Below are 12,566 nucleotides of genomic sequence, written 5' to 3'. Positions count from 1 at the left end.
GTCGGTAGCTAACTAAGACGTCCCCGCTCCTGTCACGAGAACTGCGGTTGCCGGATCGTCCATGTAATCCATTGTGCCGGAGACGTGCAGGGTTGCGCTGGCCGCTTGACGGCCCATAAGTTCGACCCACGAGAGCTCACCTATGAGTCCAGACTATTCTTCCTGGTTTCCGTTGTCGGTATCCCGAGGTCAGTATGTCGGCGGAGCCGTCGCTCCACGTCGGTTCGCTTACTGCGCAGGAACGACAGGGTGAGGTCGATCCCTTCGATTTCACCGAGCCAATTCTCGGTGTGGGCGCGGTCTCTGCGTTCGAGCAGGCTCGTTTCGATGTCATCGAGGCGTGGCAGCATTTTGGGGTCGATGTGCAGCATGGGGCAGCGGATGCAGGCGTGTTCGTGACTGCACGGTGTGGCGTAGGGTCGGCCACACCCGCCGAGTTCGACCTTGCGTTTGTCGAAGTGCGCTTCGAACTCTGCCCATTCGATGTCGGTGACGGGTGAGTACTCCTCCGGCGGCCGCAGTGCGCGCCGGCGTTGTAGGTGGGCTTGGTAGTGGCGGGTGACATCTTCGTTGAACACGGCAACGTAGCCGCGGGTGGTCTCGAGGTCGAGGTGCCCAAGCAGGGCGGCGCCGATGTGGATGGGGAGGCCGTTGTTGACCAGTTCGGTGGCGAACAGTCGGCGGAAGTCGTGGGGCCGGAAGTGGATCCCGTCGAAACGTGGGTCGGTGGTGGCGATGTCAGCGCACACGTTGCGCAGGTGTGTGCCGATCGCGCCGGTGGTCATCACCTCGACGCGTTGGCCGATGCGGCGTTGAAACAGGAATGGCTGAGGGTCGCTGGTGATGCGTTCGTAGTCGTCGTAGCGGGTGGCCAGCGGCACTGTCGCTCGGCCGGCGGTGATCCGGCGGATGATGCAGGCGATGACGTGGAACAGGTCCGCAGACATAGGGATGACGCGTTCGCGGTCGGTCTTGGACGGCGCCACCACCAGTAGCGCGATGACTTCGCCGTTGGGTCGTCGGTATTGTCGAATGCTCAACTGGGACAGTTCTGTGAGTTCTTCGATACGTAATCCGCTGTGCCGCAGCGTTTCTACGATGGCCCACCCCCAGAACGCGGCGTCTTCCTGCCGGTTGACATCGACGCCTTTGCCGGCCTGATGATCGTGCACCCGGACTCGTGGCGCGATGCCTTGGGCGACCAGGCGGCGGTCCTCGCGGGAGTAGATGCGAGTGTAGCTCCGGTCGCCCACGGTGAAGTGTTGCTGATCGTCGATACCAGTGGCGGCGTCGAGGAGGATGCGCCACGTCTCGTACCGGGTGGCGACGGCGTCGACGAGTGCCGGTAGCAGCGGTTGCAGGGTGCGGATGGTGGCGTGGGTTCGTTCGCGGACGCGGTGTCTGTGGTTCATCAGCATGCGGATGTCGCTGCGCGGGACGGGGCAGGGCGCGGCCCAGTGCGCCCACTTCTCGGGTTCGTGAGTGGCCCACAGGTTGATGTCGAAGTACATGGTGCGCACGGCGCCGAGCACAGTTGCCTGGTCGGTGCGTGGGCTGCCGTCGTCGCAGACGGTGATGTCTTCTCGCCACCGGGCATAGAGCTCGTGGGACACGCGGAGATCGCTTTGTCCGGGATTGAGCTGTTCGATCGCCAGCCAGAACAGCTTCGTGATGAGGTGTGCCTGTCGTGCCAGGGAGGCGTAGTCGATCTCGGCGCCGCGGCGATCGAGGTAGTCGATGAGAAGCTGCCGTACCGGCTGGTTGCGCACAGGATATTGGTCAACCATCTGTGTGGTTGTCAGCTGCGGCGCCCGTAGGGCACCCCGCAGCGTGGGTGGTGCTGAGGCTCGGAAGTGCCCGCATCCGTGCAGGACCTGCCAAGCCAGGTGCCCGACGTACTTGCCGAGGTGCTCCCCGTTGCGCCCGGTGGTTTCGCGTGTGCGGACCGCGTAGTCCATGAATGCTTCGGGCGTGAGATCGGCGAACGGGATGCCTTGGTAGGTCAGCGCAGTGCATACGTCGAAGACGGCCCACCGTTTGAACTTGTCGCCGGCGTCGGTCTCATCGACGGCGGTGATGAAGCGCTCCAGCTCGGGATCGCCTTCGGCCTGGGCGAACTCGTGGGCGTAGCGCATCAGTTTGTTGGCCCGTAGGGCTTGCAATGTCGGGCGGATCACGCGCAGCGCGAACAGCGCTTCAAGGCCCTGCGCGAACTCGGCGCGGGTAGTCGTTGTGCCTGTGGGCGAGGCGTCGCCGGCGGGCAATAGTCGAGTGTTGATTTCGCATGCGTCCCACCGTTGTTGCCACGTTTCGCCGGGATAACCGCGCAGGTAGTCGCCGATCTTGTCCAGCCCGCGGTTGCGGCTGCGCCGCCGATGGACTGGCTCGGGCCACACGCTGGTAGCGAGCGCAACGATCATCGGCATGGGTGCCGCTGACAGGTCGCCGTAGCGGTCCACTGCCCGCGGCTCGGCGGGTTGAGCAACGATCGTGGGTCTGGTGTAGCGGGTCGCTGGCGCTGCGCCGTCAGGCTGGCGGGGTATCCGGGCCCGTTCTTTGCCACTGGCCCTATTCACCGAACACCGTCGCGATGTCGTCAGTGTGGTACCCGGGGCTGTAGGTGAGTTCGGGGCGGGGACGAGCGAAGTGCTCCTGCAGTTTGTCGTGGAGTTCTTCGACCCGTGGTTGCAGGTACTGCTCGGTCGCTGACAGGTGCCGGTGACGCAGGATGGTCTGTACCTCGGGCAGCGTCAGATTGGGGTCGTTGACCATCCGTGTGGCGGCGGTGTGTCGTAGATCGTGCAGAGTCCAGTTCGTGCCCAGTACGACATTGGCGCGCTGCATGATTCGTCGCATCGCCCAGTACGTCAAAGGACGCGGCTCACCACGCAGTGTCCGCCATACCGGTTCTGCGGGTCTTGGTATTCCGCACTGTTGGAAGTATTGGGCTAGGTAGGTGAACGCCTCGGGGGAGCCGGGCACCGCGGCCACTTCGCGGCTGCCCTTGGACACCACCCATAGCTTCTTGTTCGCCCAGTCCACGTCTGCTCCTGTGACGCCCAACAGTTCGCTGGCCCTGGCGCCCGAGGAGACGAAGAAGGCCAGCAGCGCACGGTCACGGTCGTGAGACATCGTCGTGAACAGCTCGTCCCACAGGCCATCTGGGATCGATCGGGGAACGCGACGTGGGCTCCGTTGACGCAGCGGTCCTCGCCGTTGCGGCGCATCACGTTCGAGTGGACTGTGGTGGCGGGTCATCCGGCGTCGCGCGGCAGACACAGGAACCGGGTTAAGCAGCGGACCGCGTCCGTATAGGAGGTGGAACTCGTAGAACCCGGAGACAACGGTCAGTGCATGGTTGATTGTCGATGGGGCATATCCTCTGGCCAACAGCGGCTTTCCGGTGCGCAGGTTCACCGTTCCGGGTTGCGGCGCCGATTGGTCGCTGCGTCGGCGTTGCGGATTCGGCGTGATCCGCAGCCAACCCACCAGAAGCTCGACATCAGAGGTGGTGGCGCGATCCCAGTCGACGTTGACCACCGCCAGAATCCTCCACCAACGAAGCAGATCGTGGGCATACGATCGCACCGTCAACGGGCTCATATCTGACAGCGTCAGACTCGTCAGATAGTCGACGATCGGCGCGACCTCCTCGCCGTTCATCGCCACCACGTACGGCGGAACGTTTGGCGGTAGACGCCGGCAGACCTCGCCGACCGCGGGTACGTCGACTTGCCCTTCGAGCACGCTGCGTCTCAGATCGTCCATCAACTGCCTCCACCGCAGGGTCGGTTCACGTGTTGGTGCAGTTAACAGGACCAACGGCCTGTGGCGGGGGATCTGCGAGCTGCGCATCGAAAGTGCCAATCAGGTGTCGGCGGCGACGATCACCGTGTGGGTGCCGCCGGATGCCATCACAGTCGAACACGAGGAGGCAACGTCATGACCGAGAACATCGACGGCGGTAGCGGCGGATACACCAATCGGGTTGCGCCCACCCGCGGCCGGGCGGCACTGGCCGATCTGACGCTGATCGTGCGTCCACCAGGTCAGGCTGCTGGTGTCCGGGTCTACACCCGCGACCAAGCGCACGAGGCCGAGGCGTATGCCGCCGAGACTGGTGCTGCCGTCGAGCAACTGCCGTAAAGCTGGCCTGCACGACGAGTCTGCGCAGCGCTGCCGACGAGACCCTGCGGGGTCCCATCGGTTGTGTCACTGCAGGTCTGCCCAGAGCGCTTCGTCGGGTGTCTTGTCGGTGCGAAACCCCTTCCAGGAGGGGTGGCGGAGGCGACGGGTGAACTCGCGATACTCCACGGTGCCGACCAGAAGTGGACGCACCCACCTCACGTGGTCGCTCGATGACGGCGCGACGCCGGTGAAGGGAGGTTCGGCGCACTCGATGGGTGTCAACAGGGCGGCGAGTTCTCGCCGGTGTCGGTGGGTGAAACCCGTGCCGACGTCGCCGAGATAGACCAACTCGCCGGGGCCTCGGTAGGCACCGACCAGCAGCGATCGGACCGCAGTGCGGCCAACCCACCCGCACACAACCACCTCGGCGCTACGCCGCAGCGGCATCTTGATCCAGGACGGCGAACGCTGCCCGCGCAGATAAGGCGAGGTGATGCGCTTGGCCACCACACCCTCCAGGCCGAACTCTGTTGCTATGTCCTGCATGGTGGCGGCGTCGACGTCGGTCCAGTACGGGGTGATCTGCACGGTGTGGCTGCTGATCAGGGTGTCCAGGAGAGTGCGCCGCTCAAGGTAGGGCAGGGCAGCGACATCGGCACCGTCGATCTCGAGGAGATCGAACAGATAGAACACTGCCGGCACGGCGGTGAGCAGTCGGCGAGTGGGCCGCTGCACGGGCATGCGGCGCTGCAGGAGCGAGAACGACGGACGCCCGGCGGTGTCGAGGGCGACGATCTCGCCGTCGACGACGACATCGTGTCCGGCCGCGGCCGACGGCAGAGCGGCGGCGATCTCGGGGTACGACGAGGTGATCGGGCTGCGGTTGCGGCTGACTAGCAGCACGTCAGTGTCGGTGACCCGGGCGAGGCATCGCTGTCCACTGGAGTGCAGGCGGGTTCTGTGTCGGACCGAAGAGGACGGTGGTCAGGTTGTTCCTGGTCTCGGGGCCCTTTGGTGGCGCAGGGAGAGCGCCGAAAATATGGCGATTACTGCGAGATTCTGACAGTTGGGGGCATATAATGCGAGCTTATGGCAGATTTTCGAACCCGCCGAGCGGCTGCGGTTGCCGCCGAGGCGCCCGGGTCTGTCATACCCACTGGGTTGGCGGACGTCGAAATCATTCAAGCTGCGCGCTCTGATGCGGCTCATCTTGCCGATGAGTCGGCGTTCTTCGTCGAGACGATCGCGGAGTACGGCTGGGCGCGCGACGTCTCAGGCCTGGCGCCTTCGACGTTGCAGTCGTTGGTCAGGCCGGTGCTGGAGGTTTGTGACCATTATGGCTGTGTGCCTTGGCGTTTGACGTCTCGGCAGTTTGATCAGTACTTCTCCGGGCCGGGTAAACGCCACCACTCGACGATGCGTAAGAAGGCTAGTCAGGTCGACACGTACTTCGCCTTCCTCGAGCAGCGATACGGTGGTGAGATCGCACGTAGATTTGGCGTGACGGTTCGTTCGCCGGTCGACCCGTTCAACCGTCCCCGGCACCGCGGCGACTTCGCGTTGCGCATCCCTCCCTCGCAGCGGGCGATGACTGAGTTCTTCGCAGTGTGGCGAGCTGATCTGGTCGAGTCGCGCAAGTACCCGGTCGCGGTGCGCGACTACGTCATGGCCAAGATTGCGTACTTCTCGGGGGTCCGAGCGAAAGAGCTGTGCGCGGTCAAGATTGGTGACGTGCACTGGGAGCGAGGGCATTGGGGCCGGTTTGTTGTGACCGGCAAAGGTGCACGCGGTTCGGGCCCGCGGCAGCGTGAAGCATTCCTCTTCGCGGAGGGACGGGAACTGCTCTGGTGGTACATCGAGAACATACGCGGCCAGTTCTGCGACGACGCCTCCAACGACGCGGCCCCGCTGTGGCCTTCAGAACGCCTGCCAACCGCGGTCGCGGCCTTGAACATGGCCACAGCATCGCCGATCCGCCCCGAGACTTTCCGCAAGGCGCTCAAGCGGGCATCGCGAATGTATCTACCCGGGCCGGTCGATGAGCTGTTTCCGCACCTCCTGCGCCACGCCTGCGCGACGCACAACTACCAGAACGGTATGCCGCTGTGGGATGTGCAGCGGCTGCTCGGGCACCAATGGCCGAGCACCACGGTGGGTTATCTGGCATCTACGAGTGCTGATCCGGAGCACGCTGTGTTGACCTCCACGCAGCGAGCGGTTCGACGTCTGGGAATCGAGGGTTAGATGAAGTGGAATCTGAGAATGGTTGCCGCGCAACGGGACATATGGAGGCCGACGCAACTCCTAAAGGCGTTCGAAGACGTGGGCTTTGAGCCATCACTGAGCAAGGTAGCGTCACTCTGGTCCAAGTCGCCGGTCACGATCCGTCTCGACGATCTGGACAAGATCTGCGCCGCGCTCGACTGCACCGTCGATGAGCTCATGCAAGCAGAACCCGTGCTGAGCCGCGCCACTCCCAACCAGGAGCAAAACGCTGTCGGGCACAACCCCACGGCCAGCCGGCCGGTGCCACGCACGTCCGGTGGCCGATCGTTGCCGCCGAACTGACGACACGCACCCGGACATGGACCCCACTCCGACGCCACCGCCGGCCACGCCTGGCCGCGATGAGCGATCGGTACACCGCTACCTTCACGAAGATGTTCCGCCCCAGTTTCGACACGACATCACAGTCTGGATCCGGTCGCTACGCGGGGACGGTTCCCGACCCTCGATCCCCGTCCAGTGGGTCACAGTCCGAACTTACCTGGCCTTCTCCCTTCCAGCTCTACGTAATTGGGCGACCCGATACCAGTCTTTGCGAGAGATCACACGGCACGACGTCGAGTCGGAACTCGAGGCACACCTCGGCGGCTCTGCGCCCAACGTGCATGTCGCACTACGATCACTGTTCGGGCGGTTACAGCGAGAGAACCGGATCTTCGCCAGCCCAGCGCGAGGACTCGTCGGGCGGTACGCACGCCGGGTGCCGCAGTCGCTGCCCAGCAGTCAGTTACGTGCAGCGTTCGAGGTCACCCATTCGCCACGGGACCGGCTCATCCTGGCACTCGCTGCGGTGCACGCCTTGGGAGTGAAAGAGATACAGCAGTTGTCGATCGACGACGTCGACTTGGCCGGCGGGACGATCGCGATTGCTCGCCGCTCCGGCCGGCAAACCGTGCCGCTCGATTAGGCCGTGCATCGGCTCATTCAACAATGGCTCGATCATCGTCATCGTCAATGGCCGCGAACGCAAAACCGGTACCTGATCGTCAGCAGAAACACAGCGCTACAACCAGATCAGGCGATGAGTCCTTACGGACTTACTGCCGTCTTCCGGAGAGTCGGACTCAGTGCCAGCAGACTTCGCGCTGACCGAATCTACGACGAAGCCACCCACACCGCCGACCCGGTGGTCCTGATGAAAGTGTTCGGCATCGGGGTCGGCACAGCAGTGCGCTACGTGCGGGCAGCGCACCCGACCCGCTTCCACCTCGACCCTGTCGCGGACTAGCAGCGGGACCGCCTGGCGACAGCTCGCCTAGTTCGTAGCCTGGTTGAGTGCGTCGGTGAGATCGTCGATCGAGGTGGGCTCTAGCCGCTGGTCGTCGAGGAAGAATGTGGGGGTACCCTGCACGCCGAGAGCCAGTCCGTCTGCGACGTCGGCGCGGATCCGGGCGAGCGTCGCCGGACTGTCATAGACGACATCGAAGGCCGTCATGTCCAGGCCGAGGTCGACCGCGAAGCTGCGAAACAGATCGTCGGCTGGGGTTCGTTGTTCACCCCACTGAGCCTGTGTGGTGAACATGTGCTGATACATCTGCTCGAATCGTCCCTGTTGGGCGGCGGCTTCTACTGCACGAGCGGCCCGTTCGGCGTTGAAGTGACCGGGCATGGGGAAGTAGCGCACCACGAAGGTGACGCGGTCACCGTAGGTGCGCCGCATGTCCTCGATGATCGGATAGAGCGCACCGCAGGCCTCACACTCGAAGTCGAGGAACTCGACGAAAGTGGCTTTGCTCTGCGGTGGCGAGGTCAGTCGATGGCTATCAGGTCGCACCACCAGATCTGAAACCAGTGCGGTGTCAGTCGGTGTAGGTGTGTCTTCTCTGTCGAGGAGCATCGCGACGCCGATGGCGAGCAGGATGGCAGCGACAATCGACCACGCGATCTTGGTGGGTCTGCTGGTGTTCATGACTGCAACCGCGAGGCGATGTCGGCGGGAATCGGCATCGGGCGCATCAGGCCGGCGTCTACTCGTCCGGTGTTTCCTTCGGGGTAGCGTCCGCTCAGCGATCCTGGGGCAGCGACGATGATGCGCAAGACCTGTCCGAGCGCTTCGCGCCGATCATGCTGACGTACAGCGAACTTGAACATGGCGACGTGATTCTGGGTGTGCAACCAGGGGTCCGGCTGGGACACGATGTGGGCGCGTTCGAGATGATGCCACCGCTGCTCGGCCACCTCGGTGACAGCGGCAGCCGCCATCTCAGAACGGTAGAGGTCACGGGCGGAGTCACTTATGCGAGCCATCACGAGCCTCCTCAGCGCAGCACGAGCACCCGTGATCCTCGCCGGCACCGGCGAGCTGGCCAACAGGTGCGCAGCAGGCTTCGCCCTTCCAAGCGTTGACGCCCTCACGCACCGCGATCGCGGCGATCACCAGCGCGGCGACCGGATCCGCCCATGACCATCCGAACAAACTGTTGAGCAACAAACCGACCAGCAACACCGCCGACAGGTACGTGCACAACAGCGTCTGCTTCGAGTCGGCCACAGCGCTCAACGAGCCGAGCTCGCGACCTGCGCGGCGTTCTGCCCACGACAGCAACGGCATGATCGCCAAACTAACCGCGGCCAACACGATGCCAATCGACGAATGCTCGGCCTCGCTACCTACCCCCAGCAGCGTGCGGATCGAGTCGACGCTCACGTACGCAGCCAACGCGAAGAACGAGAACGCAATGATCCGCAGCGCAACCTTCTCCCGCCGTTCGGGATCCTTGCCGGCAAACTGCCAAGCAACTGCCGCGGCCGAGGACACCTCGATCACCGAATCCAGGCCGAACCCAATCAACGCCCCGGACGAGACCCGCGCGCCCTCGCTGATCGCGATCACGGCCTCAATCACGTTGTAGGTAATGGTCGCTGCGACAAACCAACGGATACGACGTTGCAACAGCTCCCGGCGCTCGACACTCAGCGACGGACGGCCAAGACTCGGTAGGCCCAGCTCGGCGGCCATCAGCAGCACCCCTGGTCACCGGAGTCGGGGCAGCACGACGGGTCCACCGCGAGCACCAAGCCGAGTAGATCGTCGAGCGCATGCCCAATCCGACTGTCAGCCAGTTCGTAACGACTACGCCGGCCCACCGGCACCGCAACCACCAGACCGCAACCCCGGAGGCAGGCCAGATGGTTCGACAATGCTTGCCGCGACACCCCGATCGTCACGGCCAAGTCCGCCGGATAGGCCGCACCGTGCCGCAGCCGCAACAGCACCTGCGTGCGGGTCGAATCAGATAACGCGTAGCCGAACCTCGTCAAAGCGTCCCGCTGTGCAGTCACAACAGTTCCCATGATGCGAACTGTACATGGATTCGTGTATTCAGAAAATAGTGAACATCGACGTGCTGGGCGGCCGAAGGAGCGGGCGGCAGGTGCAGGTCGCGTCCGTCATTCAGAACCGGCGCGTTCCATCACGACGCGTGCAGCACGTTCGAACCGGGCGGCAAACAGCGAGTTGTCTTTTCGACGATGGAACCCCCAGGTGTCGCGGTACTCGCGGTAGAAGAACCCCATCGCGGTCAGGTAGTGACGCTCGACGGTCAGAAGCTTCGCGACGATGCGGCGCAGTTGGTCAGCCGAGGCAGGTGATGAAGCGTCAGGGGCCAGCCGGTAGGCCGCCAAACGATGAGACCACGTGCCCTCGAGGTAGTCCGCCCAGTCGACCTGCTGTTCCGTGAGCACGTCGACAGTTCCAGGCATCGCGTCTGCGGCAACTGCCGCCGCGATGTAGGCCATCTTCTTCGACGACCAATTGTGAACCGCAGCGATATCACCAGCAAGCCGTTCGACGTCGTTGGCGTTTGTCTTGTCAACGACTGCCTCCATTACATCTAGGTTCACATCGGTAGCGACCTGGCCCGCGGCGGGCCAGTCCACCTCCTGCGCGAGCGGGAAGCCCTGCGCGTAGACGGCCCGCTCAACCCTGTACTCGTCCAGCGCGGTCGTTGCGAGCGCATAAAGCACCTGTTCACCCATCTGCGGCGAACGGAGGTCAAGGTCGGGATGGCCCTCCATCCGCGAGTGGATCAGAGCATGTCCGGCCTCGTGCGCCAGTAGTCGGCCGAGCTGCGCGAGTTCCAACCCGCGCACGGGTTCAGCGTTCACCACGATCACCTGGCAGTCGTCAGATACCGGGATTGTCTTCGCGGCAACGACATTCGTTCCACGGGCAGTGTCGTACGTCGTTGAACTCAACAGATTGCGTACCTCGCTGACGAAGTCGTCACAGATCACAACCTCCGCGGACGCAGGACACGACATTCGATCCAGGCCTTCGGACATCGTCGCTAGCTGATCGCTGGAGAAGTCGGCGCGGTTGTCAATGCGAATACCCACGCTGAGCAGCCTAGGCGCCACCTACGACATGTTCAGACGCGTCGCGTCGCCGCGAACCTGCCCGCCCACCGAGCTAAGTTCGATTTCCTGCCGTCAATTCACCTCGGTTGCAGGTGCAGAATTCCAGAACCCACCTGATTCCGTCTCACTTCATCTCCCACGCCCACCCTGACCCCGCGGGCGCGGGCCCGGGGGTGGCAAGCATCGGTGACATACCGGCCGGCGATGGATGCTGCGCTCCTGTGCCTGCCGAATCTTCCTTCCCCGCGCCCTCGCCCGGAAACAATGAATCTGCTCGACTAAATCACGAGAGGGACTGCAGACGACGACCCACAGTAGTGTGTCCAACGTGACGAGGCCGGATGCAACTCCCGGTCGTTGCGATCCGGCGTTGAGTATCTGCGTGTTCGAGGGGGATACAGCTTCCTGGGGAGGTCTGGCGCCATGCGTCGCCGTTCCGCCTGCTGATTTCCTCTCGCGCGTGGCGATCACACACGAGCATGATGGATCTGCCCGCGATCCGACTGTTGAGAATCGGACCGCCCAGGAGCGGGCGCGCAACCCGGGCTTACCTTGCGTGGATCGCGTTGCATACCGCTATCAAATGATTCGGGTAGCCTCATTTACAGTTACGGCTGTACGAAATTTGGGGGGGGTGGGCGTTGGCCAGGTCGCGGCGACCGAGTGTCCGGGTCGGTGCGATGCGATCGACGGTAGGGCCGGCCTTCGTTGCGGCGATTGCCTATGTGGACCCCGGAAATGTCGCCTCGAATGTCAGTGCTGGAGCACGGTTCGGTTATCTGCTCGTCTGGGTGGTGGTGACTGCGAACGCCATGGCTGGACTGGTTCAGTTTCTTTCTGCGAAATTGGGAATCGTGGCGGGAATATCGCTGCCGGAGGCCGTGCGAGCGCGCACCTGTAGACCTGTTCGGCTTTTGTATTGGGGGCAGGCAGAGATCGTTGCGGTGGCGACCGATCTCGCCGAAGTGGTTGGCGGTGCTATCGCACTGAATCTGCTGTTCGGTTTGCCGTTGGTCGTTGGCGGTGTGATCACCGGGGTTGTCTCGATGGCGCTATTGGTGTTTCAGGACCGTGGTGAGCGTTGGTTCGAGCGAGCGATCATCGGTCTGTTGGCGGTGGTAGCTGTCGGATTCGTGGTGAGCGCGGTCGTTGCGCGCCCGGCGCCGCAGGAGGCTGCGGCGGGTCTGGTTCCGGCTTTCGCCGGCGCTGACAGCGTGGTGCTTGCGGCGGCGATGCTCGGTGCCACAGTGATGCCGCACGCGGTCTACTTGCATTCGGGGCTGGTCCGTGACCGGTTCGGGCCGGTCAGAAGCGGTGACCATCGGCGGTTGCTGTGGGGGACCAGGATTGATGTGACCTCTTCCATGTTCATCGCGGGGGTGGTCAACATGTCTATGTTGCTGCTGGCGGCGAGCGCGCTGCAGGGCAGTGGTGGCGACGTCGAGTCGATCTCCGGGGCGCACGCGGCAGTGACCAATGCCCTCGGCGGCGGTGTCGGATTGCTCTTCGCGATCGGGTTGCTTGCTTCGGGATTTGCATCGTCGTCGGTCGGGGCCTACGCGGGCGCGATGATCATGGACGGACTGCTGCAGCGGAGGGTTCCGTTGGTCTTGCGGCGGATGATCACCTTGGTGCCGGCGGTGGCTGTTCTAGCAGCCGGGGTGGATCCCAGTCGAGCTCTGATCGTTTCTCAAGTCGTTTTGTCGTTTGGAATCCCTTTCGCTCTGATTCCCCTGGTGCGTTTTACTAGCGATGCGACACTGATGGGGCAGTGGGTTAACCGGCGCGGTGTC

14 protein-coding genes are annotated in these 12,566 nt (G+C 63.7%); 6 read left to right on the top strand and 8 right to left on the bottom strand.

Features of this window, described 5'->3' with window-relative positions; all coding sequences use genetic code 11:
* Positions 1 to 140: 140 nt before the first annotated feature.
* Entirely contained in the window at positions 141 to 2,576 is a 2,436-nt protein-coding gene (locus tag OSB52_RS25065) for a tyrosine-type recombinase/integrase (RefSeq protein ID WP_266063356.1), read from the bottom strand.
* Positions 2,569 to 3,768, bottom strand: coding sequence for a tyrosine-type recombinase/integrase (locus tag OSB52_RS20615; RefSeq protein ID WP_266063355.1), 1,200 nt, complete (start codon positions 3,766 to 3,768; stop codon positions 2,569 to 2,571). Before OSB52_RS20615 ends, OSB52_RS25065 begins: the two co-directional genes overlap by 8 nt.
* A 174-nt stretch (positions 3,769 to 3,942) precedes the next feature.
* Here OSB52_RS20615 and OSB52_RS20610 point away from each other — a divergent pair, with 174 nt between their 5' ends.
* Positions 3,943 to 4,146 (top strand): hypothetical protein, encoded by a 204-nt coding sequence (locus OSB52_RS20610; protein ID WP_266063354.1) that lies wholly within the window; start codon positions 3,943 to 3,945, stop codon positions 4,144 to 4,146.
* Between the two features lie 66 nt (positions 4,147 to 4,212).
* Here OSB52_RS20610 and ligD read toward each other — a convergent pair whose 3' ends face one another.
* Positions 4,213 to 5,079 carry a non-homologous end-joining DNA ligase gene (gene ligD / locus OSB52_RS20605; protein ID WP_266063399.1) on the bottom strand — a complete coding sequence of 289 codons (867 nt, stop codon included), beginning with the start codon at positions 5,077 to 5,079 and terminating at the stop codon, positions 4,213 to 4,215.
* 393 nt (positions 5,080 to 5,472) lie between these two features.
* Between ligD and OSB52_RS20600 the strand changes: the two genes are divergently transcribed.
* The 4 genes from OSB52_RS20600 to OSB52_RS20585 all read left to right on the top strand — a co-directional run bounded on the left by OSB52_RS20600 (position 5,473) and on the right by OSB52_RS20585 (position 7,642).
* Positions 5,473 to 6,372: a tyrosine-type recombinase/integrase gene (locus tag OSB52_RS20600; protein WP_266063353.1), complete on the top strand. Its 900-nt coding sequence runs from the start codon at positions 5,473 to 5,475 to the stop codon at positions 6,370 to 6,372.
* Positions 6,373 to 6,696, top strand: coding sequence for a helix-turn-helix domain-containing protein (locus OSB52_RS20595; RefSeq protein WP_266063352.1), 324 nt, complete (start codon positions 6,373 to 6,375; stop codon positions 6,694 to 6,696).
* 418 nt (positions 6,697 to 7,114) lie between these two features.
* Entirely contained in the window at positions 7,115 to 7,321 is a 207-nt protein-coding gene (locus tag OSB52_RS20590; RefSeq protein ID WP_266063351.1) for a site-specific integrase, read from the top strand.
* Positions 7,322 to 7,435: 114 nt separating this feature from the next.
* A complete protein-coding gene (locus OSB52_RS20585) occupies positions 7,436 to 7,642 on the top strand; it encodes a hypothetical protein (protein WP_266063350.1) in 207 nt (68 codons plus the stop codon).
* Between the two features lie 27 nt (positions 7,643 to 7,669).
* Here the strand turns inward: OSB52_RS20585 and OSB52_RS20580 are convergent, their stop codons facing one another.
* From OSB52_RS20580 to OSB52_RS20560, 5 genes are all read right to left on the bottom strand, one after another.
* Positions 7,670 to 8,323, bottom strand: a complete 654-nt coding sequence (locus OSB52_RS20580; RefSeq protein WP_266063349.1) for a DsbA family protein — start codon at positions 8,321 to 8,323, stop codon at positions 7,670 to 7,672.
* Positions 8,320 to 8,661, bottom strand: a complete 342-nt coding sequence (locus OSB52_RS20575; protein ID WP_266063348.1) for a DUF3703 domain-containing protein — start codon at positions 8,659 to 8,661, stop codon at positions 8,320 to 8,322. The genes OSB52_RS20580 and OSB52_RS20575 overlap by 4 nt, the downstream gene beginning before the upstream one ends.
* Positions 8,645 to 9,373 (bottom strand): cation efflux transmembrane domain-containing protein, encoded by a 729-nt coding sequence (locus OSB52_RS20570; RefSeq protein WP_266063347.1) that lies wholly within the window; start codon positions 9,371 to 9,373, stop codon positions 8,645 to 8,647. Before OSB52_RS20570 ends, OSB52_RS20575 begins: the two co-directional genes overlap by 17 nt.
* On the bottom strand, positions 9,373 to 9,708 hold the full coding sequence (locus OSB52_RS20565) for an ArsR/SmtB family transcription factor (RefSeq protein WP_266063346.1): 336 nt from the start codon (positions 9,706 to 9,708) through the stop codon (positions 9,373 to 9,375). The genes OSB52_RS20570 and OSB52_RS20565 overlap by 1 nt, the downstream gene beginning before the upstream one ends.
* Before the next feature lie 96 nt (positions 9,709 to 9,804).
* On the bottom strand, positions 9,805 to 10,752 hold the full coding sequence (locus OSB52_RS20560; RefSeq protein WP_266063345.1) for a hypothetical protein: 948 nt from the start codon (positions 10,750 to 10,752) through the stop codon (positions 9,805 to 9,807).
* A 701-nt stretch (positions 10,753 to 11,453) separates the two neighbouring features.
* On the opposite strand from OSB52_RS20560, the gene OSB52_RS20555 reads away from it, so the two are divergent.
* On the top strand, positions 11,454 to 12,566 hold a 1,113-nt coding region (locus OSB52_RS20555), incomplete at its 3' end, for an Nramp family divalent metal transporter (protein WP_266063344.1).

It is taken from the genome of Gordonia aquimaris, from assembly GCF_026262595.1.
Lineage (GTDB): Bacteria > Actinomycetota > Actinomycetes > Mycobacteriales > Mycobacteriaceae > Gordonia > Gordonia tangerina.
Note: the sequence above shows the minus strand (reverse complement) of the source record. Positions and strands in the feature narration are given on the sequence as shown.